Source organism: Plantibacter sp. CFBP 13570 (genome assembly GCF_014841395.1).
Taxonomy (GTDB): Bacteria; Actinomycetota; Actinomycetes; order Actinomycetales; family Microbacteriaceae; genus Plantibacter; species Plantibacter auratus.
The window spans coordinates 26,033-46,975 of sequence record NZ_JACYTW010000030.1; the positions used below are offsets into that span (position 1 = coordinate 26,033).

Sequence of the window (20,943 nt, forward strand, 5' to 3'; positions counted from 1 at the left end):
CGGTGGTCGGACGGCGGCTCAGTAGCTCGCGGCCGTCGCGAACGACAGCAGCGCACCGCGCAGCTGGTCCAGCGTCTGCCGGCTGGTACCGGCGTGCACGCTGAGCCGCACGGCCCCGGCGCGGATGGTCGCGGTGACGCCGTGGTTCTCGAGCGAGGTCCACAGTGTGTCGAGGACGGACTCCTCCGGCTCCAGGACGACGATGCCCGCGCGTTCGTGCTCGTCTCGCGAGGAGACCACCGCGACGCCGAACTCGTCCGCGAGCTCGATCACCTCGGCCGTGAGCTCGGCGATCGCGGCGTGGACCGTCGCGGTCCCCACGGCGACCGTGTCTTCCAGCGACGCCGCGAACCGCGCCGCCGCCAGCGGGTCGGGCCTGGTGATCGAGTACGCGCGCGCCGATCGGCTAGGCGAAGGGGTCGCACTGAACGGCCAGGGCTCGTCGGTGCCGGTCACGCCGGAGAAGACCGGCTCGAGTCGCTCGACGGCGCGGTCGCTCAGGGCGAGGAACCCGGTGCCCCAGCCCGCCCGCATCCACTTCTGCCCGCCCGAGGCGACCACGTCGGCGACGGCGTAGGGGGCGTCGACCACACCGAAGCCCTGGATGGCGTCGACGATCAGGAGGCGGTCGCCGATCACCTCGCGGACGGCTTCGAGGTCGCAGACGTATCCGGTGCGGTAGTCGACGAGGCTCACGGCCACGGCGGTGACGGTGTCGTCCAGCTGCTCGCGCACGCTCTCGGCCGTCACGTGTCCGCGTCGCGTCTCGAGCCATCTCGGCGTGAGCAGGTGCCGGTGCTCGGCGGCCCGCTCCGCGGCGAGCGGCAGCGTGGGGTATTCCAGGCGGGAGAGCAGGACCGTGCCGCTCAGGCCGAACATCGCGTGCATGAGGCCCTGCGAGGTGTTGGGTTGGGCGACGACCTGGTCGGCTCGGAACCCGGTGAGCGTCCCGACGGCGGTCCGCATCCGCTCGTCTTGCCCGTCGACCGCGCCGAGCGTGCCGGGGGTCGCGCTCGCGAGCACGTCGTTCCAGCGGGCGGCCTCGAGGACGACGGACGCGGCCAATGGACCCACACTGCCGTAGTTGAGATAGCCGTCGACCTCACCGAATCCCGCTTGGAAGGTCTCCAACCGGGACGCCGTCTCCGGCTCGTCCGACTCCGAGGCGGGCGTGGACCGGCTCATCCGCCGAACCGTCGCTGCCGTCTGGAGAAGTCGCGGAGGGCGCGGAGGAAGTCGACCTCGCGGAGGTCGGGCCCGAGCGCCTCGACGAAGTAGAACTCGCTGTGGGCGCTCTGCCAGAGCATGAAGTCGCTCATCCGTTGTTCGCCGCTGGTGCGGATGACGAGGTCGGGGTCGGGCTGGCCTCCCGTGTAGAGGTGCTCACCGATGAGGTCGGGGGTGAGCAGCGCCGCGAGGTCTTCCAGGCTCCGACCCTCGAGGTGGTGCTTGGCGACGATCGCGCGCATCGCGTCCACGATCTCGGTGCGACCGCCGTAGCCGACCGCGAGGTTGATGTGCATGCCGGAACGGTCTGCCGTGCGCTCCTCCGCGCTCGTCAACGCCGTGCGCAACGACTCCGGGAGGCCGTCGCTCGAACCGACGTGCTTGACGCGCCAGTCACGGTAGTGCGACAGCCCCTCGGCGAGGTCGGCGATGATGTCGACGAGGTCGTCCAGCTCGTCCGGCGCGCGGTTCACCAGGTTGTCGCTCGACAGCAGGTACAGGGTGACGACGCCGATGCCGAGGTCGTCGCACCAGGCCAGGAACTCGCGCATCTTCGCCGCACCGGCCCGGTGGCCGTGCGCCGCGGTGTCGTACCCGAGCTGCTTGGCCCACCGCCGGTTGCCGTCGATGATCATCGCGACATGGTGCGGCAGCGTCTGCGGTGTGAGCGCCTTCCGGAGGCGCCGTGCGTAGACGCCGTACAGGAAGCCGTCCACCGGTGCGGAATGCCTCGTCATCACCCTGCAACGCTAGTGCAGTTTCCTGCATCGCTCCCAGTACGGGTTCCGTACCACCCCGTATCCTGGACCCATGACGAGTGGAGATCCCGAGCTGCCGAAGCTGCCGTTGCTCGAGGTCGCCGCCGACGATGCCGCCGCACCGGAGGAGGTCAAACCGACCTGGCGCGGATGGCTGCACGCCGGGATCTTCCCCATCTCGATCGTCGCCGGGATCGTCCTCGTCGTGCTCGCACAGGGCGCGGCCGCCAAGTGGAGTTCGACGGTGTTCGTGCTCACCTCGATGCTGCTCTTCGGGAACTCGGCGTTGTACCACCGGTTCTCCTGGCGCCCCTCGGTCAAGCTCCTCCTCAAGCGGATCGACCACGCCAACATCTTCCTGTTGATCGCCGGCACCTACACGCCGCTCGCCGTGCTCGCGCTGCCACCGGCGCAGGGCAACCTTTTGCTCGTGCTCGTCTGGGGCGGCGCGCTCCTCGGCATCGGCTTCCGCGTGTTCTGGATCAACGCCCCGCGGTGGCTTTACGTCCCGCTCTACCTGGCACTCGGGTGGGGTGCGGTCGCGTACCTCGGCGATATCGCCCGCGGCAACTTCGCCACGATGGTGCTCGTCGCCGCCGGTGGCCTGTTCTACACGGTCGGCGCGGTCATGTACGCCATGAAGCGACCGAACCCCTGGCCGGGGCGGTTCGGGTTCCACGAGCTCTTCCACCTGTGCACGGTGCTCGCGTTCCTCTGCCACTGGTCCGGGATCCTGCTGATCGCGATCGACCCGGTCTACAACCGCTGACGGCCCGCGACCCCGCGAGCGGCGAGGCGTCGCGGTGGTGGTGTCAGCGGGCCGACTGGTCCGACGGCGGGCGAGGGTCGTCCTCGACGCCTGCGGGGGCCGCCTTGCCGGCGTCGCTCCCCGCGCGGTCCGCGGCTGCCCGCTCGGCGACCTCGGCCTGGAGCCGCTCGTCGATCTCCGCGCGGTAGTTGACCCGGCGCACGCGACGCACCATGTCGATGACGAGGAAGACGACGATGCCGGCGATGGCGAAGGTGATCACGAAGCCCCACGGTCCCGGCGTCACCTGGTTCTCGTCGAACGCCGGCGAGGGCGACGGCGACGGCGTGACCGCCAACAGGACCTCGGTGAACAGGTGGTGCATCATGCGGTTCCTTCGCTGGTGTCGATGCCGTCGAACAGCTCCGACTCTGGGGTGGTCGACGCGACGTGCGACGTGACCAGTTGGTAGTCCTCGAACGGCCATGCGGCACGGAGGACGTCGTTGGGCCAGAAGAAGAACGGTGAGTCTGGCGGCACCTGGCTGCCGTGCGCCCGGAGCGCGGCGTCGCGCGCCTCGAAGAAGTCGCCGACGCGCACGTGCGTCGTCGCGAGATCGGGCCGGCCGGCCATCCACTCGCGCATCTCGGCCAGTCGCTCGACCGCCGGGTCGTCGGGGTGGTGCTCCAGCAGGTAGGCGTACACGGCCTCGAGCCGGGCGGGGCTGAACGAGCGGTCGTAGTACAGCTTGTCGACGCGCCAGGGCTCGCCCGCTTCGGGATAGCGCGTGGAATCGGCCGCCGCTTCGAACGCGGCGACGCTCACCTCGTGGCACCGGATGTGGTCGGGGTGCGGGTAGCCCCCGTTCTCGTCGTAGGTGATGATGACCTGCGGCCGGAAGGAGCGGACGATGCGCACGAGCACACCGGTCGAGACCTCGAGGGGGATGTCGGCGAAGCTCGCGGGTGGGACCGTACCGTCGTCGCGGGCCATCCCGCTGTCCTGATAGCCGAGCCACCGGTGCTCGATGTCGAGGATCTCCTGCGCCGCGGCCATCTCGAGGCGACGGTAGCCGGGGAGGTCGCGCTCGATCATCGCGACGTCGGCGAGCCCGGGGTTCTGGAGGTCGCCGCGTTCACCACCCGTGCAGCTGACGACCATGACCTCGGCGCCGAGGCTCCGGTAGTGCGCGAGGGTCGCCGCCCCCTTGCTCGACTCGTCGTCGGGGTGCGCGTGCACGGCGAGCAGTCTCATGGTCATGGTGCTCCGCCTTCCGGCTGGTCTGCGCGAGGGGACCGCTTCGCGACTCGTGACGTGACGACGCGGTCGGGACTCCGCATCCAGGAAGAGGCAATACGCTTGAGGTGTCGACCTCGAGGCGTCTCGCACTCCTGGTCCAGCTTAACCGTTCGAACCGGAGCCCGTGACGTGACCTCTCCCCTGCAGGATGCCGGCCCTCAGGACGCCATCGCGGCGCGATACGGACGCACCCCTGGCAACCGTGCCCGCGACCGCCGCCTGATCTGGCTGGCCGCCGCAGCGTTCGCCGTCGTCTTCATCGCGTGGGTCGTGTGGGCCGGTCTCGACGGCAGTCGCCCGAGCATCGAGTCGCGCAACACGGCGCACGAGATCGTCGACGACACGATGGTCAGCGTGTCCTTCGAGGTCACCGGCCCGCAGGACACCCCCATGGCCTGCTCGGTCCAGGCGCTCAACGAGCAGTTCGCGGTCGTCGGATGGAAGGTCGTCGAGCTGCCGCCGTCCGAGCAGCGCACCCGCACCTTCACGGAGAGCGTCCGCACCACGGAGCTCAGCAACACCGGCGTCGTCGACACCTGCTGGGTGGTCGAGCACCGCTCCTGACCCGCGACGGCGTCGGCGCGTGCACCGCACTCGCGCGCCGATCGTGCGATACTCGAAGGCAGTACTTCATACGCCCCGGCATTCCGCCGGGGCGTCTGGCATATGACGGGCGTTTCGGCCGTCGTGTGCGGACCCACCATGCAAAGGAGTTCCATCGTGTCCGAGCAGATCCAGGAGACGTTCCTCACCCAGCAGGCCTTCGACCGGCTGCAGGCGGAACTCGAGCACCTCAGCACGACGGGCCGCGAGGAGATCGCCAAGCGCATCGAAGCGGCTCGCGAAGAGGGCGACCTCAAGGAGAACGGCGGCTACCACGCCGCGAAGGACGAGCAGGGCAAGCAGGAGGCCCGCATCCGGACGCTCACGCAGATGCTGCGCGACGCCAAGGTGAGCGAGGCACCGCAGTCCAGTGGTGTCGTGGAGTCCGGCACCGTCATCACGGCCGTCGTCGCGGGCGGCGAGGAGCGGTTCCTCCTCGGCAGCCGCGAGATCGCCGGCAACACCGACCTCGACGTCTACAGCGAGGGCAGCCCGCTCGGTGCCGCCATCCTCGGTCTGAAGATCGGCGAGAAGACCACCTACGAGGCGCCGAACGGCAAGGAGATCACCGTGTCGATCAGCGCGGTGGAGACCTACACCGGTTCCTGATCCAGTAGGTCGCGCCTTCGCGACCGACCAGACGCAGCAGGGCCCCGCCGACACGGCGGGGCCCTGCTGCGTTCCGGCAGTCGGATCAGTCGTCGACGATCTGCGGGTCGTACCCCGCCTCGCGGAGCGTCTGCACGACGAGGTCGCGGTGGTCGGGCCCGCGCGTCTCGATGCTGAGTTCGAGTTCGACGTCGCTGATCTGCAGGCCGTGGCCGTGCCGGGTGTGCAGCACCTCGATGACGTTCGCGTTGGCCTGCGCGACGAGCTCCGCCGTCCGTGCGAGCTGCCCCGGTCGGTCGGGCAGCGGGATGCGCAGCGTCAGGTAGCGGTCCGACGCCGCGAGGCCGTGGCTGACGACCCGCTGCAGCAGGAGCGGGTCGATGTTGCCGCCGGAGAGGATGGTGACCGTCGTGCCGGTCGGCTCGATCTTCCCGGCCAGGATCGCCGCGACACCGGCGGCTCCGGCAGGTTCGACGACGAGCTTGGCGCGCTCGAGGAGGACGACGATCGCCCGGGCGAGGTCGTCCTCGCTGACGGTGACGACCTCGTCGACGAGGGCGCTGATCATCTCGAAGTTGAGCACACCGGGACGGGCCACGGCGATGCCGTCGGCGATGGTCGGCTGCACGGTGATGGTCGTCGGGGTTCCGGCTTCCAGCGACGCCGGGTACGCGGCCGCGTTCGCCGCCTGGACGCCGATCACACGGATGGTGCGTCCTTCGAGGGCCGCTCGCTGCTTCATGACCCCCGCGACACCCGAGATGAGCCCGCCGCCGCCGATCGGCACGATCACGGTCTCGACGTCGGGGACCTCCTCGAGGATCTCGAGCCCGAGCGTGCCCTGCCCGGTGATGACGTCCGGGTGGTCGAACGGCGGGATGAGGATGGCACCGGTCTCCGCGGCGAACTCGGCGGCCGCGATCAGCGGTTCCGCCACCGTGTGGCCGCGCAGGATGACGTGCGCACCGTAGTCGCGCGTGGCGGCGAGCTTCGGGAGCGGGACGCCGACCGGCATGAAGATGGTCGCGGTGATGCCGAGCTCACGGGCGGCGAAGGCGACACCCTGCGCGTGGTTGCCCGCCGAGGCGGCGACGACGCCGCGCGCCCGCTCCTCGGGGGTCAGGCTGGACATGCGGTTGTACGCGCCGCGGATCTTGTAGGAGCCGGTCCGCTGGAGGTTCTCGCACTTGAGGTGCACGGGCACGCCGAGGACGTCGGCGAGGTAGCGGGAGCTCTCCATCGGCGTGCGCTGGACGGTGCCGACGAGGGTGTCCCTGGCTCGCTCGAACGCGGCGAGCGACGGGCCGGGGAACACGGGGGTGGTGGTCGTTGTATCGGTCATGGTGTGCGGGGTCCTGGACTTTCTGGGGACGAGGTCTCTCGGAGGTCTTCGCTGGGGTGCTGGGGCTCCTGATCGCTTGGGCGATCCTGCGGCTCGTGGGACGAGCGGGAGCCCGGACGGATTCGCCTGGGGGTCGGGACGGTCTGCCAGATGGCGCCGTCGGCGTCCGGTTCCGGCGGAGCACTGCCGCCGGTCCGCCAGGTGCCGCTGGCGATGGTGTGGACCATCACGTTGATCACGGCCACCACGGGCACCGCGAACAGGGCGCCGGGGATGCCGGCGACGAGCGTGCCGCCCGCGACGGCGAGGACGACGGCGAGCGGGTGGACCTTGACGGCCGTACCCATGATGAGCGGCTGCAGGACGTGCCCCTCGAGCTGCTGGACGAGGAGCACGACGCCGAGCATGAGCAGCGCGATGACGGGACCGTTGTAGACGAGCGCGAGGAAGACGGCGACGGCGCCGGTCACCACGGCGCCGACGATCGGCACGAACGAGCCGAGGAAGACGAGCACGGCCACCGGGATCGCGAGCGGGACGCCCAGGAAGAACGCGCCGAGTCCGATACCGACCGCGTCGATCGAGGCCACGAGGATCTGCGTGCGGACGTAATTGCCGAGCGTCCGCCACCCTGCGCGACCGGCGCTGTCGACGGCGGGGCGTGCCCGCTGCGGGAAGACGCGCACCGTCCAACGCCAGATCGTCCGTCCGTCGATGAGCATGAACAGCAGACAGAAAAGCGTCAGGAAGACGCCCGTCGCGACATGGCCGAGCGTCGAACCGATCGACAGGGCGCCTGAGAGCAGGACCTGGCTGTCCTGCTGGAGCGAGTCGAACGCCTGGGCGATGAAGTCGTTGAGCTGTGTCTCGGTCACGTGCAGCGGGCTGGCGAGCAGGAAGGCCTTGAAGTCGCCGTAGGCGGTCATGGTGCGGGCCTGCACGGAGGCGAACTGCGAGGTGATCTGCGAGATGGCGAGGAAGATCAGTCCGCTCACCACGGAGAGCGTGCCGACCATCGCGAGCGCGATGGCGAGGCCCTTCGGCCAGCGGTGCCGCACCAGGACGTCGACGAGAGGCTTCAGGAGCGCCGAGATCAGGACGGAGATCAGCAGCGGGATCACGATGAGGCGGAGCTGCACGACGAGGAAGACGAGCAGCGCGACGACCGCGGCCACCAGCAGGATCCGCCAGGACCACGCTGCGGCCACGCGCATCCCGCGCGGGACGCTGCTCGACCCGCTCAGGTCCGGTTCGCGCACGGGCGAGGCCGCTTCGGGAAGGAAGCGTCCCCACCAGGTCTTCGGAGTGTCGTCCGCCATTGCTCAAGTGTATGGCTGGCACATGCCGGTGAGCGCATGCGGACACCGGTGGGCGGCGTCGGTTCCGCCGGTGCACGGTGGTGTCCGATGCCGGTGCTAGCGTCGGGCCGTGTCCGCTTCCCTCTCCCCCGCCCTCGCCCGACGGGTCGCGCTCGGTGCGCAGGGTCTCGGCGCCCCGCAGCGCTCGACCCCGGCGGGTACCCGCACCCTGCGCTCGACGATCGATCGCCTGGGTCTCCTGCAGATCGACTCCGTCAACGTGTTCGAGCGCAGTCACTACCTGCCGTTGTTCGCAAGGCTCGGCGGGTACGACAAGACACTGCTCGATCGACTCACCCTCGGAGCCGACGCACCGTACCTCGAGTACTGGGCGCATGAAGCCGCCTTCATCCCCCGCGACTCGTGGCCGCTGTTCCGGTGGCGGATGGACGCGCACCGCGCGAAGCATGCCGGCGACGAGACCACCTGGGCGAGCCAGAACACGGAGATGTTGGACTGGGTGCGAGCACTCCTGCGCGTCGAGGGGCCGCTGAAGGCGAGCGAGATCGAGCACGATGCGAACGTCCGCCGCGGACCATGGTGGGGCTGGTCCGATGTGAAACGGGCGTTGGAGGTCCTGTTCCTCTATGGCGAGGTGGTCACGGCCGGTCGCGACCGGTTCGAACGCCGGTACGCGCTGGCCGAGCAGGTGCTGCCGCAGCACCTCCTCGACCTCGAGGTCGCCCGGCCCGACGCGATCCGTGCGCTCGTCGAGCAGGCCGCGGCAGCGCAGGGCGTCGCGACCGTCGCGGACCTCGCGGACTACTTCCGGATCAAGCCGCAGACCGCCGTCCGCCGAGCGGTCGACGAGCTCGTGGACGCCGGTGTCATCGAACCCGTGACCGTGGCCGGCTGGGACCGACGCGGTGGCCCGCAGGAGGCGTGGCTGCACCGCGACGCCCGACGGCCGCGACGGATCGAAGGGGCCGCGCTGCTCAGCCCGTTCGACCCGGTCGTCTGGTTCCGTGAACGCGCCCTCCGCATGTTCGGACTCCACTACCGGATCGAGATCTACACGCCGGAGCCCAAGCGCGTTTACGGCTACTACGTGCTACCGGTCCTCGTCGACGGCGAGATCGTCGCGCGCGTCGATCTCAAGAGCGACCGCCAGGCCGGGGTCCTGCGGGTCCAGTCCGCCTGGTTCGAGCGTGGACACCAGGATGCCGTCGCCAGAGGGCTTCGTCCCGTCGCCGACGACGCGATCGCGGGACGCCTCGCGGAGCTCCTCGCACAGACGGCCCGCTGGCAGGGACTCGACGCGGTGGTCGTTGTCGACCGCGGGACGCTGGCGGCGCCCCTCGCGCATGCGGTCGGTACCCGGCTCCTCCCCGGCTCGCGCGCGTCGGAGATGGGTACTACTCCCCATGCTCAGGAGGCGCAATCACTCTCAGGGGATGCACACCGACTGCTAAGTTGATGAGCACCTTCATGGTCCGAAACGAGGGGAACCCGCCCATGAGCAACGACGACACCACACCACAGCAACCAGGCCGACCGAACCCGGGCGAGCAGCAGAACCAGCCGTCCCAGGGTGACCAGCAGCCCTCGTACCAGCAGGGTCAGCAGCAGCCCAACCCGTACCAGTCCGGCCAGCAGCAGACGCCGAACCCGTACCAGTCCGGACAGCAGCAGACCCCGAACCCGTACCAGCAGGGTCAGCAGGGCCAGCAGAACCCGTACCAGTCCGGGCAGCAGCAGACGCCGAACCAGGCACCCCCGGCTCCCTACGGTCAGCAGACCGGTCAGCAGACCGGCGCCCAGAACCCGTACCAGCAGGGCCAGCAGGGCCAGCAGCCCAACGGCCAGTACGCGACGGCGCAGAACCCGTACGCGACCGGTGCTCCGAAGCAGCCGATGGACCCGAAGCAGAAGAAGCGGATCATCCTGTGGTCGTCGATCGCCGGTGGCGCACTCGTGCTCATCGCCGCCGCCGCCATCACCATCAGCGTGCTGAACACCACGGCGTTCGGCCCGCAGGCGAAGGTCGAGGAATACCTCAAGGCCATCGCCGCCGGCGACGCGAAGCTCGCGACGAGCCTCGTCGCACCGGACCCCTCGATCGTCGGCAGCACCGACGACGAGTCCGCAGCGCCTGAGGAGTCCGCAGAGCCCGAGGCGACCCCGGATCCGTCCGCGTCGGCCGATCCGGATGCGGACGCCGAAGCCGAGGCTCCGGCCGCCGTCAAGCCGACCGCTCTGCTCACCAACGAGGTCCTGAAGGGCGCCGACGAGCGCATCAAGAACCCTGAGGTCGGCCGCGTCTACAACCGCAACGGCGAAGCACGCGTGCAGGTCACGTACGAGCTCGGTGGCAAGAAGTACGAGGACTCGGTCACGCTCGAGAGCGAAGGCAAGCAGTTCCCGTTCTTCGACCAGTGGAAGCTCGCCAGCTCCCTCGTCGGCAGCATCAACGTCTACACCGGTCTCGGTGGCACGGCGTTCAGCGTCAACGGCGTCAACTTCGACGGCGCGTCCGACGAGAGCCTGTTCGCCTACCCGGCCATCTACACGGTCGCACCGCCGGAGAGCAAGTTCCTGCAGGGCGATGCCCAGACCATCACGCTGAGCTCGTACAGCGCCGGCGAGGGTTCGGCCTTCATCGACATCGACGTGACCGCCACCGAGGCACTCACGACCGAGGTCACGAAGCAGGTCGTCGCGATGATCGAGAAGTGCCTCGACGCCACCACGCTCGACACCACCTGTGGCGTCATGCCGGACTGGCAGCAGAAGCAGTTCACGAGTGTCGGCCCGGTGACCTGGACGCTCACCTCTCCCCCGACCGTCGAGGTCGATGAGAGCGGTTCGTACTTCTACACCTCGGACGGCCGGATCGACGGCTCGTTCGACGCCTCCTGGTACGGCAGCGCCGTGGCGGGTCAGCAGGTGTGGGACACGTACCTGAACTTCCCCGGCAAGATCACGATCGACGCCGACGACAAGGTCACGGTGACGTTCGACTCCGACGAGCAGACCGAGTAACGGTTCTCGCCTGAACGCCGAATGGGGCGGCACCTCCGGGTGCCGCCCCATTCGTGTGTCCGAGGCCGGAGGCCCTCGCCTAGAAGCCGCCGCCGATGGTGCTCAGGCGCTTGATCCGTTCGACGAGCGGCGGGTGGGTGCTGAACAAGCGGGCCACCGCGCCGGGCTTCAACGGGTCGGAGATCCAGAGGTGCGCCATGGACGAGTTCTGCTTCGCCATCGGTCGACCGTAGGCGGCGAGCTTCCCCAGTGCGCTCGCGAGCGCTTCCGGGTGACGGGTCGTGAGGGCGCCCGTCGCGTCGGCGAGGTACTCGCGCTGACGTGAGATGGACAGCTGGACGAGCGTCGCGAGCAGCGGTGCCACGAGCATCGCCACGATGCCGATGATGAGCATGACGGGGTTGCCGCCGTTGTTGTTGTTCCGGTTGCCGCCACCCCAGATCGTCATCCGGAGGAGCATGTCGGAGAGGAACCCGATCGCGACGACGAGCCCGAAGACGACCATGGACACGCGGATGTCGTAGTTGCGGACGTGACCGAGTTCGTGGGCCATGACCCCCTCCAGCTCGGCGTCGTTGAGGATCTCGAGGAGGCCGGTCGTCGCGGCCACCATCGCATGCTGGGGGTCGCGACCCGTCGCGAAGGCGTTGGGCGCCGGGTCGGCGATGAGGTACACCTCGGGCATCGGCGTCCCGGTCGTGATCGCGAGGTTCTCGACGATGCGGTACAGCCTCGGGTTGTCGGCCAGCTCGATGCGCTGCGCTCCGGTCATCGCGATGGCTTGCCGTCCGGCGAAGAAGTACTGGATCACCGCGTACACGACGGCCACGACGAGCACCACGATCGTGATCGTCAGGTTCTGGTAGAGATACCCCGCGAGCCAACCGAGGCCGCCGATGATGACCAGGAAGACGACGAAGATCAGGACCGTGTTGAGCTTGTTCCTGGCGATGGCGCGGTACATGGGACTGCGCTACCGCACGTCAGAACTGGACGCGCGGCGGTTCGGCGATCGCCGCGTTGTCGGTGACCTCGAAGAAGTCGTGCTCCGAGAAGCCGAGGCCCTTGGCGAACAGGTTGTTCGGGAACACCTTGACCTTGGTGTTCAGCTCCCGGACACCGCCGTTGTAGAAGCGGCGCGAGGCCTGGATCTTGTCCTCGGTGTCGACGATCTCGGACTGGAGCTGGAGGAAGTTCTGGCTCGCTTGCAGCTGCGGGTAGGCCTCCGCGACGGCGAAGATGCTCTTCAGCGCCTGCTGCATGTGGGTCTCGGCCTCACTCACGGCCGCCGGCCCCTGCGCGGTGAGCGTCTCGGCACGAGCCTTCGTCACGTTCTCGAACACGGCCTTCTCGTGCGCCGCATACCCCTTGACCGCCTCGATGAGGTTCGGGATGAGGTCGGCGCGTCGCTTCAGCTGGACGGTGATGTCGCTCCAGGCTTCCTCGACCCGCACGTTCAGCGTCACGAGCGAGTTGTACGTCACCCAGAAGTAGATGCCGACGATGAGGACCAGGGCGACGACGATGAGGACTGGGATCAGCCATTCCATGAGGATGGGCTCCTTGTGAGTCGATGGAGAGCAGGTCTGCTCATTCTACCTGCGACCCGCCGGTGCCCTTGGGGAGTTCGGAGGAAGCACGCAGCAGGCGTGCAGCGCGGACGCATCGGACACTCGGCGGGCCGTCATTCCCCGAGGACGCGGGCGAGGTACCGGTTCCCGAACAGGCGGCCGGGGTCGAGGCGGTCGCGGAGGCGGACGAATTCGTCGAACCGAGGATAGGCACCACGCAGGGACGACGCGTCACGGCCGTGCAGTTTGCCCCAGTGGGGCCGACCGCCCAACTCGATCATGATCGCCTCGACGGCGCGGAAGTACTCCCCCGGGTCCTCGCGGAAGAAGCGGTGCACGGCGACGTATCCGGTCGCTCGTCCCGATGCTGTGGAGAGCCACAGCTCGTCGGCCGCTGCGACCCGGACCTCGATGGGGAAGGAGATCCGCCACCCCCGCTCCTCGATGAGCGCGCGGATCCGGGCGAACGCGGTCGGGAGGTGCTCGAGCGGCACCGCGTACTCCATCTCCACGAACCGCACCGTGCGGCTGGAGGTGAACACCCGCGTCGACCGGTCGGTGAACTCGCGATCGCCGACGAGGCGGTCCGCGAGCCGGTTCACGCGCGGGACGATGGCCGGCGCGACGGCGCCCGTGTTGCAGAGGACCCGGTAGACCCCGTTGGCGAGGAGCGTGTCGTCGACCCACTTCGCGACCGGGCGGAGTGGTCTGGTGGGCGCGTCACCCGGCAGCCGGTGGTTCGTCTTGGTCAGGGCGGTCGCGGTGTGCGGGAACCAGTAGAACTCGAAGTGGTCGACGGCGGCGGCACGGTCGAGCAGCGTGGGCAGCAGATCGTCGAGCGACTCCGGCCGTTCCACCGCGTGCAGAACGAACGCCGGGACGCACTGCAGCGTGACCTCGACGAGGATCCCGAGCGCGCCGAGCCCGAGCGCCAGCGCTGGGAGGAGCCCTGCCTCCTGCTCGGCGTCCGACGTCAGCAGCTCGCCGTCCGCCGTCACCATCGTCACCCCGACGACCTGCGTCGCGATGCCGCCGAACGCCGACCCGGTCCCGTGTGTGCCGGTGGAGATCGCGCCGGCGACGGACTGCCGGTCGATGTCGCCGAGGTTCGGCATGGCGAGACCGAACGGTTCGAGGAGGCGCGGGATGTCGTGGAGGCGTGTGCCTGCGCGGAGGGTCACCCGGCCACGTTCCCGATCGACCCGGACCAGACCGCTCAGGGCGTCGAGCTCGAGCAGCACACCGGGCGCCACGGCGATCCCGGTGAAGCTGTGTCCGGCTCCGACGGCCTTGATCGGGAGGCCCGCCCCCGCCGCGGCACGCACGAGGCGCTGCACTGCACCGACCGAGTCGGGCCGCTCGACCCGCACGGGCCACGCCCGCTCGGTCCGCGCCCAGTTCGTCCACGCTGTCGTCTTTCCCATCACACGAACCCCTGCCCTTCGCCGCGGTACGTCGGCAGGACGGCCTCCACCCCGTCGTCCCCGACCACGTGGAAGGCGTCCACCCGTTCGCTGAGCTCCCCGGACTTCGTGTGCCGCAACCAGACGCGGTCACCGAGCCGGAGCGACGCCGCCGCAGCCCCGGAGACCGGCGTCTGCACCTCGCCGGCCATCTCCCGCGGGAGCATCTCGAGGCCCTCCGGCCACGCGATGAGCGGGAGGCGGTCGAGCCCTGGCGGACCGGAGGCGACCCATCCGCCGCCGAGGATCGTCGCGAGCTCCGGCGACGGCTTCCGGACGACCGACAGACCGAACGCCGCTGCCGGTGCCGGGGTGAACGCCCGGTAGTGGTCGAAGAGGTGTCCGCCGAAGACACCGCTCCCCGCCGCGATCTCGGTCACCGAGTCGTCGGACGCGGTGAGCTCCAGGGATCCCGTCCCGCCGCCGTTGACGAACTCCAGCTCCGCGACCGCTCGGACCTCCGCGACCACGGCGGCACGACGTTCCCGGAGTTCGGCCCACGAGCGCCGCTGGATCGCGCGGAGCGCAGCCGACCACGCCGGTCGACCCGCGAGGTCGTCCCCCTGCCCGGCGATCTGCGCCTCGTAGGCCATGATCCCGACCAGGCTGAAACCGGGTCGGGCGACGACCGCCTCCGCGAGAGCCCGGACCTCGTCCGGCGTGCGCAGGGGCGAGCGGCGGACACCGACGTGGCCGAGGGCGGGCGCGCGGAACGAGGCGTCGAGCTCGATGCACACGCGGATGCGTGCACGTCGCTCCGGAGGTGTCACCGCGTCGACGAGGTCGAGGTGGTCGAGGGAGTCGATCATGAGGGTGATCCGCGAGGCCGCCCGTTCGTCGGCTGCCAGCCGCGCGATGGCGCCCCGCTCCGCCGTCGGGTAGCCGACCACGATGTCGTCCACCGTCTCGGACAACCAGAGCGCCTCGGACAGGGAGTAGGCCAGCACGCCGGCGTACCCGGGTTGTCTGAGGAGCGCGTCGATCACCGCCCGGACGCGGATGGACTTGCTGGCGACGCGGATCGGTTTCCCCGCGGCCCGTCGGAGCATGTCGTGCGTGTTGTGGCGGAGGGCTCCGAGCTGCAGGACGGCGACGGGCGAGTCGACGTCCGAGACGGCCCGCTCGATGCCGCCCCAGTACCGTCTCGGGTCGAGCCAGGGCATCGGGTCGGACACCCGGCCGCCGGCGGTCAGTTCGATGCTCATCAGCGCACTCCTCGTACTCGGGTGACAGCGACCGCCCCTGCGACGGCGCAGGCCGCGGAGACGAGGTAGAGGCCGGCGAATCCGCCGAGCCAGGCGACGAGGCAGGCGCCGATGAGCGGAGCGACCGCCTGCGGCACCGCCTGGGCGATGTTCATGATGCCGAGGTCCTTGCCGTGCGACGCCGGGTCCGGCAGGACCTGCGTCGCGAGCGCCTGGTCGACCGACATGAAACAGCCGTAGCCGAGCCCGATGAGCGCTGCCGACACGAACCCCATCGGCAGCGAGGGCCAGATCGCGAGCAGGAGTGCGGCGAGCGCCTGTGAGACGGAGGCCGCGACGACGAAGACGCGTCGTCGTCCGATGCGGTCGGACAGCCGGCCGAGCAGGATCGAGGACCCGACGACGAACACCGTGTAGACGACCGTGACCAGCAGGAGGTCGGTCTCGGCGTCGGCGTCCCCCAGCCCGAAGAGTAGGAAGTAGAACAGCAGCGAGGTGCTGAAGGCGTTGCCGAGGTTCACGAGGACGCGGCTGAGCATGGTCCAGGCGAAGTCGGGATGGCGTCGCGGTGAGATCCAGAGGCTCTCCAGGAGCGCGTGAACGGTGAGTGGCACGGGTCGATCACCCATCGGGAGTGGATCGGGCAGCCGGAGGAAGGGCACGACGAGCACGAACAGGAGGACGGCGAGCGCCAGGTACCCCACGACCATCTGGGTGCCGAGCAGGAGCAGGAGGGCGATGCCGAGGATGACCCCGACAGCCTGCGGAGCGGAGATCCACCCCGAGACGAAGCCGCGCTGCCCCACGGGCACCTGATCGGAGATGGTCGCGGTGAGCGCCGCTCCGAGGATGCAGAAGCCGATGATGGCGAGGCACCAGCAGACGCCGATGCCGACGATGCCGGTCTGGAGTCCGAGGAGGACGAGCCCCAGGGCGAAGACGAGCGCACCAGCTGCGATCCACGGTCGGCGTCTCCCGAACCGCGACCGTGTGCGGTCGGACAGGGCGCCCGTCAGCGGATACACGACGATGGAGCAGAGTCCGGCCGCCCCGGCGACGACACCGAATGCGACGACGCTGTCCACCCAGTGTTCGGGAGCGAGCGTCGCGTCGATCTGCGCGGGCAGGAGGAGCTGCAACGGGGCGAGCTGGGCCATCCAGACGCCCAGCCAGGCGACCGCGAAGGCGGCGACCCAGCGCCCGGTGACCCGTCGGTCGGCCGGGTGGTCGACGGCCGCGGTGCCGAGGCCGCTCATCTCTGCCCCGGTTCGGCGAGGGTTGCGACGAGGTGCGCCACCGTCCCGACGAGTCGCCTGGCTTCGGCATCGTCCCGTCGCACCAGCCAGCCGAGTGTCAGCCCGTCGGTGAAGGCGATGACGGTCCGCGCGATCTCGTCGACGGGCTGCGTCCAGGTGCTGCCGCTGACCCTGGCGGCGAGCGCGAGCGACTCACGCGCGAGCTCCTCGTACCGTCGGTACTGCTCGAGCGCGAGGTGCTCGAGGCCCGGCGTCCGCATCGCGTAGGCGCTGAGCTCCTGCATCGCCGCCTCCCGAGCCGGATCGGCGCGGAGGAGGTCGACGTAGCGTTGGAGGCCGGCACGGACGACGGCCTCGAGGGTGGGCGAATGCTCCTGAGTGGCCTCCTCGTCCGTCAGCAGCTCGCCGACGTCGAGGACGACGCGTTCATGCTCGACGACGTGTGCCACCAGTTCGGCGAGGAGCTCGTCTCGGGAGGCGAAGGCGTAGTGGAAGCTGGCCAGCGACATCCCGGCCTCGGCCACGATGGCCCTGGTCGTGGCGGCGGCGACGCCCTCGGCTGCGACGACGCGGAGGGCGGCGCTGATCAGCTCGGCTCGTCGGTCGACAACGGAGATCCTCGGCATCGCAACCCTTCCCGGGGCGCCTGCGGGTCGTGCCGCTCCATCGCGGTCGACCCGACTGGGACGGATGACCCAGTCGCGCCAGTATGGCGGACCACCGGTCGGAGCGCACCTGTCGCGACGGTTTTCCTGAGCGGATCGGCCGAGAATGTGACCCGATCTGGCGCGGGAGGTTGACTTCCCGCGGTGATCTTGGGGGAATGGAGACGGTGACCGGGGAACACGCGCGCGCAGGAACAGGAGTCCGATCGAATCGCTCGATCGGACGCGTCGCGATCCTCCTCGCCGTCTTCCTCTCGGCCGGACTCTGGACGACGACCGTCGCGGGCCCCGCATCGGCGACGCCCGAACCGCTCCCCTCCCCGAGCGAGAGCGCTGCGGCGCCGACCCCACCGCCGCTCGACGGGCCGACCATCACGAGTCCCGATTCCGGTTCCTTCATCGGCAGCGGCGGCACCACGGTCACCGGGACGAAGGACGCCGGCACGGGTGTCCAGCTGCAGGTCGGCGACGGTCTCGAGCCGGTCTGCATCCTGCCGCAGGACGACAGCACCGACTGGTCCTGCTCGATCGACCTGCCCGACGGCGGCGGCCTGCTCATCACCGCCGTCGAGGTCGGCGTCCCGGAGACGCTCTCTGCACAGATCTCCGTGTCCGCGCTCGGCCCGCCGACCATCACCGAGGGGACGCCGAGCAACGGCGGCGTCCGCGGCACCGCCTACCCCGGGGCGACGGTGACGGTCCGCGCCGACTCCGGTGCCACCTGCAGTTTCGCGGCGGACAGCTCCGGAAGCTGGTTCTGCGTGCTGGGCGAGCCGCTGCCGACCGGCGACCTGTCCGTGACGGCGACGCAGCAGGCGTCGTTCAGCGGCAATCAGCGCTCCGACGCGTCCGCTCCGATCGTGCTCACCATCGACCGCGACGCTCCGGCTCCGCCCGTGATGTCCTCACCGACGGCCGGACAGGCGATGCCGATCTCGGCGGCGAGCTACGCCGGCACCGGCGAGGAGGGCGCGACCGTCACGGTCTTCGCCGACTCGACGTCGGTCTGCACGGCGGTCGTCACCGGTGGCGCCTGGAGCTGCTCGGGCGGTGGCGTGCCGGCGGGCGCGCACGTCGTCCTGGCGATCCAGCAGGATGCCGCGGGCAACACGAGCGGGGCGAGTAGGGCGATCACCCTGACGTTCGGCGACGCATCGGCCACGCCCGCCACGCCGGCACCGTCCGCCTCCCCATCGCCGTCCGACGGCACCGAGCCCGCGCCCGCGCCCGGGGCACCCGCTCCGGGAACGCAGCAGCCGACCCCGTCGCCCAGCGGCGAACCGGTGCCCGGCGCCGCCCCACCCAGCGGCGGTGGCGGGCTCTGGTCGGGGACGACACCGTTCACGCAGACCCTCGCCTCCACGATCGACGGCCGCGGCCAGCCGGTCTGGTGGCTCGCCGCCCTCCTCGCCCTCGCTGCGGTGGCGCTCATCGCGATCCCGGCCCGACTCCTCGCGACCTCCATCGCCCCCTGGCGCGCCACGATCGCCGACCGTCGTCGTGCAGCGGTGACCGGGCGCAACCGACCGAGGGACGAGTTCGAGCGGGTCCCGTCCGTCCCACTCCCGAGTCGCACGGCGATGGCCGTCGTGACCGCCGTGCTCGCGGCAGGCATCCTCATGTTCGCGCACCCCGTGAGCGGCCAGCCGGCGTATCTCCGGCTGTGGTTCGCCTCGCTCATCGCCGTGGTCGCGATCAACGTCGTGGGCCTCCTCGCGCAGCTCGTCGTCGCCCGCCGAGCCGGGCTGGGGTCGATGCGCGTCAGCGTCCGTGCCGGCGGCCTGGTGACGGTGGGCATCGTCACCGCGCTCTCACGCCTCCTGGCCCTGCAGCCGGCTCTGCTCTTCGCCCTGCTGACCGAACTCCGGCCGACACGGAGACCCGAAACGCATGAGGCCGGCTCGACAGCCTCGGCGGAGACCGATTCCGATGCCATCACGCCACGCATCGCGGGCCGCCTCGCGCTGGCCCGGATCGCTGCTGCCGCCGGGCTCGGTTCGATCGCTTGGCTCGTGTCGGCGCTGGCCGGCGAGCCGAGCGGCGGCGTGGGCGCGATGCTCGTCGAGGCAGTGAACCTGACCGCGATCGCGGGGATCGGATCCGCGTCGATCGCGCTCCTCCCCCTCGGGCCGCTCGGTGGGCGCGCCATCCTCGCCTGGTCGAGGGCGGTGTGGCTCGGCAGCGCGTTCGTGGGCTTCACGCTGCTGTTCGGGCTCCTGGGACCGACTGCGACGGTTCCGGGTGTGGGTGACACGCTCGTCGGGCTCCTGCTGGGGTCGCTCGCCTTCGCGGCCGTCGGCGCTGGGACGTGGGCCTGGAACCGCCACCTCCGGCCGCTCATCGACGCGCGCTGAACGACGCTCGACGGCCGGTTGGCCCGATCAGACCTCAGCCGGCGTCGGCGGGACGCTCGACCGGCAGGCCGCTGGCGGCCCACTCGGAGATACCCCCGGTGACGTTCACGGCGTCGTAGCCCTGCTGTTCGAGGTAACCCGTGACGCGGGCACTGCGGCCGCCGGAATGGCACATGACGTACACGGTCTCTTCGCGGGGCACCTCGTCGAGGTGGTCGAGGAAGGATGACATCGGCAGGTGTCGGGCACCGGGCACGCTGGCGACGGCGACCTCGTCGGCTTCGCGGACGTCGATGATGACGGCCTGCTCGAGCTTGCTCAGTTCGGTGGGGGTGATCTCCTGCATCGTTTCAGCCTACCGTCGAGGACGTGCGGCCGGGCCGGAAGATGCGGCGGGCAAGCGTGAGGGCGAGGTAACCCGAATACCTCGCCCTCACTTGAGGCGTCTAGCAACCGGTCGACCAAGAAGCTTGCGGCTTCCGGGACCGGCTCACGGGTGACGCCCCCACCTCGAAGGTAGCGGACTCGAGGCACCTTGCGTGACGCAACACCGCCGTGTCGCGTTCGCGTCGTCCGTTTTGTGCACCCCGTTCAGGGGTCAACGCCCGAGGCATCGTTGTCTCAGTGCGCGCTGTCGGGGTCGCGAGGGATGTGGAGCTCACCCGGGTCGACGTCGACGTCGCCGGTGTCGTCCGGACCACCGGTCCCGGGGGCGACGTTGATCATGCCGGAGGCGATGTCTGGATCGCGGACGACGGGCTGCCCGTCGTCCTGCTTGGCCGCAGTCTCCGCCTCGCTGGAGGGGCTGTACGTGCGGTCCTTGCTCGTCTGCTCATCGTCGTTCAGTGCGTGGTCGTGGTCGCTCGGAGTACTCATGCTGAGCACGCTAGTCGCGCTGCCACGCCCGGCAGGGACCCTTGCAGGATCGAGGCGAACGTGCAGACCGCTCAGTGCAGGCGGCGGAGCGATGCCGACGCGATGACGGGTCGCGCGGCCTCGACGTACGACGCCAGCGTCTCGCGCAGTGCCGCCGCGTTGTCGTCGGTCAGGTCGATCTCGTAGTTCTCGCCGTCGATACCGAACCGGACCGTCTCCCCCAGCCCGCGTGGGATGTCGGAACCGTCGAGGTCGTCGACGAGCGTCGTGATCGTGCGGGTAGCCATGCGTCCATCCTTCCATGCGGGAGGCGGTACGCGTCGTACCCCCGGTGGGGTTCGAACCCACACTGCGGCGATTTTAAGTCGCCTGCCTCTGCCAATTGGGCTACGGGGGCGTGCACCTCATCGTATCGAGGCGCCGAACGCCGAGAGGCGCATGCCCCGGCGGACCGGATGACATGCGCCTCTCGAGGAACGGAGCTGGGCTCCGGACCGGACTACTTGTTCGCGCTGACTTCCTCAGCGGGCGTCGCGTAGGCCTGCTCGTCGTCGGCACCGGTCGGGGCGCCGGTGCCGGCAGGAGCCTCGGCGGCAGGCGCCTCGGCGGCTGGCGCTGCGGCCTCGG

21 protein-coding genes and 1 tRNA gene are annotated in these 20,943 nt (G+C 70.1%); 6 read left to right on the plus strand and 16 right to left on the minus strand.

The features are described 5' to 3' along the window. Positions 1-18 precede the first annotated feature (18 nt). Together IFT89_RS11545 and IFT89_RS11550 are read right to left on the minus strand one after the other, a co-directional pair. Entirely contained in the window at positions 19-1,185 is a 1,167-nt protein-coding gene (locus IFT89_RS11545; protein ID WP_202939033.1) for an aminotransferase class V-fold PLP-dependent enzyme, read from the minus strand. Then, positions 1,182-1,964, minus strand: coding sequence for an isoprenyl transferase (locus tag IFT89_RS11550; RefSeq protein WP_202939034.1), 783 nt, complete (start codon positions 1,962-1,964; stop codon positions 1,182-1,184). The genes IFT89_RS11545 and IFT89_RS11550 overlap by 4 nt, the downstream gene beginning before the upstream one ends. A 73-nt stretch (positions 1,965-2,037) precedes the next feature. Between IFT89_RS11550 and trhA the strand changes: the two genes are divergently transcribed. After that, positions 2,038-2,754, plus strand: coding sequence for a PAQR family membrane homeostasis protein TrhA (gene trhA, locus IFT89_RS11555; RefSeq protein WP_202939035.1), 717 nt, complete (start codon positions 2,038-2,040; stop codon positions 2,752-2,754). Positions 2,755-2,797: 43 nt separating this feature from the next. Here trhA and IFT89_RS11560 read toward each other — a convergent pair whose 3' ends face one another. Together IFT89_RS11560 and mca are read right to left on the minus strand one after the other, a co-directional pair. Further along, positions 2,798-3,121, minus strand: coding sequence for a hypothetical protein (locus IFT89_RS11560; protein ID WP_228498154.1), 324 nt, complete (start codon positions 3,119-3,121; stop codon positions 2,798-2,800). Continuing rightward, positions 3,118-3,993, minus strand: coding sequence for a mycothiol conjugate amidase Mca (gene mca / locus IFT89_RS11565; RefSeq protein ID WP_202939036.1), 876 nt, complete (start codon positions 3,991-3,993; stop codon positions 3,118-3,120). Before mca ends, IFT89_RS11560 begins: the two co-directional genes overlap by 4 nt. 168 nt (positions 3,994-4,161) lie before the next feature. Between mca and IFT89_RS11570 the strand changes: the two genes are divergently transcribed. Both IFT89_RS11570 and greA read left to right on the plus strand, forming a co-directional pair. Further along, entirely contained in the window at positions 4,162-4,596 is a 435-nt protein-coding gene (locus tag IFT89_RS11570; protein WP_158596544.1) for a DUF4307 domain-containing protein, read from the plus strand. A 156-nt stretch (positions 4,597-4,752) separates the two neighbouring features. Then, positions 4,753-5,244: a transcription elongation factor GreA gene (gene greA, locus IFT89_RS11575; protein WP_229938696.1), complete on the plus strand. Its 492-nt coding sequence runs from the start codon at positions 4,753-4,755 to the stop codon at positions 5,242-5,244. An 85-nt stretch (positions 5,245-5,329) separates the two neighbouring features. Here the strand turns inward: greA and ilvA are convergent, their stop codons facing one another. Then, positions 5,330-6,586 (minus strand): threonine ammonia-lyase, encoded by a 1,257-nt coding sequence (gene ilvA, locus IFT89_RS11580; protein WP_137241989.1) that lies wholly within the window; start codon positions 6,584-6,586, stop codon positions 5,330-5,332. Beyond that, positions 6,583-7,905: an AI-2E family transporter gene (locus tag IFT89_RS11585; RefSeq protein WP_202939037.1), complete on the minus strand. Its 1,323-nt coding sequence runs from the start codon at positions 7,903-7,905 to the stop codon at positions 6,583-6,585. The genes ilvA and IFT89_RS11585 overlap by 4 nt, the downstream gene beginning before the upstream one ends. 109 nt (positions 7,906-8,014) lie before the next feature. Between IFT89_RS11585 and IFT89_RS11590 the strand changes: the two genes are divergently transcribed. Together IFT89_RS11590 and IFT89_RS11595 are read left to right on the plus strand one after the other, a co-directional pair. After that, a complete protein-coding gene (locus IFT89_RS11590) occupies positions 8,015-9,361 on the plus strand; it encodes a winged helix-turn-helix domain-containing protein (RefSeq protein WP_137241991.1) in 1,347 nt (448 codons plus the stop codon). A gap of 38 nt (positions 9,362-9,399) precedes the next feature. After that, on the plus strand, positions 9,400-10,926 hold the full coding sequence (locus IFT89_RS11595) for a proline-rich domain-containing protein (protein ID WP_202939038.1): 1,527 nt from the start codon (positions 9,400-9,402) through the stop codon (positions 10,924-10,926). A 79-nt stretch (positions 10,927-11,005) separates the two neighbouring features. Here the strand turns inward: IFT89_RS11595 and IFT89_RS11600 are convergent, their stop codons facing one another. The 6 genes from IFT89_RS11600 to IFT89_RS11625 all read right to left on the minus strand — a co-directional run bounded on the left by IFT89_RS11600 (position 11,006) and on the right by IFT89_RS11625 (position 17,047). Beyond that, positions 11,006-11,890, minus strand: a complete 885-nt coding sequence (locus IFT89_RS11600; protein WP_079002033.1) for a M48 family metalloprotease — start codon at positions 11,888-11,890, stop codon at positions 11,006-11,008. A gap of 19 nt (positions 11,891-11,909) precedes the next feature. Continuing rightward, a complete protein-coding gene (locus IFT89_RS11605; protein ID WP_086473700.1) occupies positions 11,910-12,476 on the minus strand; it encodes a LemA family protein in 567 nt (188 codons plus the stop codon). A 134-nt stretch (positions 12,477-12,610) separates the two neighbouring features. Next, positions 12,611-13,921: a D-arabinono-1,4-lactone oxidase gene (locus IFT89_RS11610; RefSeq protein WP_202939039.1), complete on the minus strand. Its 1,311-nt coding sequence runs from the start codon at positions 13,919-13,921 to the stop codon at positions 12,611-12,613. Continuing rightward, a complete protein-coding gene (locus IFT89_RS11615) occupies positions 13,921-15,165 on the minus strand; it encodes an alanine racemase (RefSeq protein ID WP_124768974.1) in 1,245 nt (414 codons plus the stop codon). The genes IFT89_RS11610 and IFT89_RS11615 overlap by 1 nt, the downstream gene beginning before the upstream one ends. Further along, positions 15,165-16,421, minus strand: a complete 1,257-nt coding sequence (locus tag IFT89_RS11620) for an MFS transporter (protein ID WP_202939040.1) — start codon at positions 16,419-16,421, stop codon at positions 15,165-15,167. Before IFT89_RS11620 ends, IFT89_RS11615 begins: the two co-directional genes overlap by 1 nt. After that, a complete protein-coding gene (locus tag IFT89_RS11625; RefSeq protein ID WP_202939041.1) occupies positions 16,418-17,047 on the minus strand; it encodes a TetR/AcrR family transcriptional regulator in 630 nt (209 codons plus the stop codon). The genes IFT89_RS11620 and IFT89_RS11625 overlap by 4 nt, the downstream gene beginning before the upstream one ends. A gap of 197 nt (positions 17,048-17,244) precedes the next feature. Between IFT89_RS11625 and IFT89_RS11630 the strand changes: the two genes are divergently transcribed. Continuing rightward, positions 17,245-19,440, plus strand: coding sequence for a hypothetical protein (locus IFT89_RS11630; protein ID WP_202939042.1), 2,196 nt, complete (start codon positions 17,245-17,247; stop codon positions 19,438-19,440). Between the two features lie 34 nt (positions 19,441-19,474). On the opposite strand, the gene IFT89_RS11635 is transcribed toward IFT89_RS11630, so the two are convergent. The 4 genes from IFT89_RS11635 to IFT89_RS11650 all read right to left on the minus strand — a co-directional run bounded on the left by IFT89_RS11635 (position 19,475) and on the right by IFT89_RS11650 (position 20,713). Then, positions 19,475-19,786 (minus strand): rhodanese-like domain-containing protein, encoded by a 312-nt coding sequence (locus IFT89_RS11635; protein ID WP_064296463.1) that lies wholly within the window; start codon positions 19,784-19,786, stop codon positions 19,475-19,477. A 275-nt stretch (positions 19,787-20,061) separates the two neighbouring features. After that, positions 20,062-20,316, minus strand: coding sequence for a hypothetical protein (locus IFT89_RS11640; protein WP_138946673.1), 255 nt, complete (start codon positions 20,314-20,316; stop codon positions 20,062-20,064). Between the two features lie 71 nt (positions 20,317-20,387). Next, a complete protein-coding gene (locus tag IFT89_RS11645) occupies positions 20,388-20,603 on the minus strand; it encodes a histone-like nucleoid-structuring protein Lsr2 (protein WP_064296464.1) in 216 nt (71 codons plus the stop codon). A gap of 36 nt (positions 20,604-20,639) precedes the next feature. Beyond that, positions 20,640-20,713 (minus strand) — tRNA-Leu (locus IFT89_RS11650). Positions 20,714-20,943 lie beyond the last annotated feature (230 nt).

Excerpts from the sequence above, each read along its gene's own strand:
- IFT89_RS11545 (WP_202939033.1), bottom strand. The coding sequence starts at position 1,185 with ATGAGCCGGTCCACGCCCGCCTCGGAGTCGGACGAGCCGGAGACGGCG.
- IFT89_RS11550 (WP_202939034.1), bottom strand. The coding sequence starts at position 1,964 with ATGACGAGGCATTCCGCACCGGTGGACGGCTTCCTGTACGGCGTCTAC.
- trhA (WP_202939035.1), top strand. The coding sequence starts at position 2,038 with ATGACGAGTGGAGATCCCGAGCTGCCGAAGCTGCCGTTGCTCGAGGTC.
- IFT89_RS11560 (WP_228498154.1), bottom strand. The coding sequence starts at position 3,121 with ATGATGCACCACCTGTTCACCGAGGTCCTGTTGGCGGTCACGCCGTCG.
- mca (WP_202939036.1), bottom strand. The coding sequence starts at position 3,993 with ATGACCATGAGACTGCTCGCCGTGCACGCGCACCCCGACGACGAGTCG.
- ilvA (WP_137241989.1), bottom strand. The coding sequence starts at position 6,586 with ATGACCGATACAACGACCACCACCCCCGTGTTCCCCGGCCCGTCGCTC.
- IFT89_RS11585 (WP_202939037.1), bottom strand. The coding sequence starts at position 7,905 with ATGGCGGACGACACTCCGAAGACCTGGTGGGGACGCTTCCTTCCCGAA.
- IFT89_RS11595 (WP_202939038.1), top strand. The coding sequence starts at position 9,400 with ATGAGCAACGACGACACCACACCACAGCAACCAGGCCGACCGAACCCG.
- IFT89_RS11600 (WP_079002033.1), bottom strand. The coding sequence starts at position 11,890 with ATGTACCGCGCCATCGCCAGGAACAAGCTCAACACGGTCCTGATCTTC.
- IFT89_RS11605 (WP_086473700.1), bottom strand. The coding sequence starts at position 12,476 with ATGGAATGGCTGATCCCAGTCCTCATCGTCGTCGCCCTGGTCCTCATC.
- IFT89_RS11610 (WP_202939039.1), bottom strand. The coding sequence starts at position 13,921 with ATGGGAAAGACGACAGCGTGGACGAACTGGGCGCGGACCGAGCGGGCG.
- IFT89_RS11615 (WP_124768974.1), bottom strand. The coding sequence starts at position 15,165 with ATGAGCATCGAACTGACCGCCGGCGGCCGGGTGTCCGACCCGATGCCC.
- IFT89_RS11620 (WP_202939040.1), bottom strand. The coding sequence starts at position 16,421 with ATGAGCGGCCTCGGCACCGCGGCCGTCGACCACCCGGCCGACCGACGG.
- IFT89_RS11625 (WP_202939041.1), bottom strand. The coding sequence starts at position 17,047 with ATGCCGAGGATCTCCGTTGTCGACCGACGAGCCGAGCTGATCAGCGCC.
- IFT89_RS11630 (WP_202939042.1), top strand. The coding sequence starts at position 17,245 with ATGGAGACGGTGACCGGGGAACACGCGCGCGCAGGAACAGGAGTCCGA.
- IFT89_RS11635 (WP_064296463.1), bottom strand. The coding sequence starts at position 19,786 with ATGCAGGAGATCACCCCCACCGAACTGAGCAAGCTCGAGCAGGCCGTC.
- IFT89_RS11640 (WP_138946673.1), bottom strand. The coding sequence starts at position 20,316 with ATGAGTACTCCGAGCGACCACGACCACGCACTGAACGACGATGAGCAG.
- IFT89_RS11645 (WP_064296464.1), bottom strand. The coding sequence starts at position 20,603 with ATGGCTACCCGCACGATCACGACGCTCGTCGACGACCTCGACGGTTCC.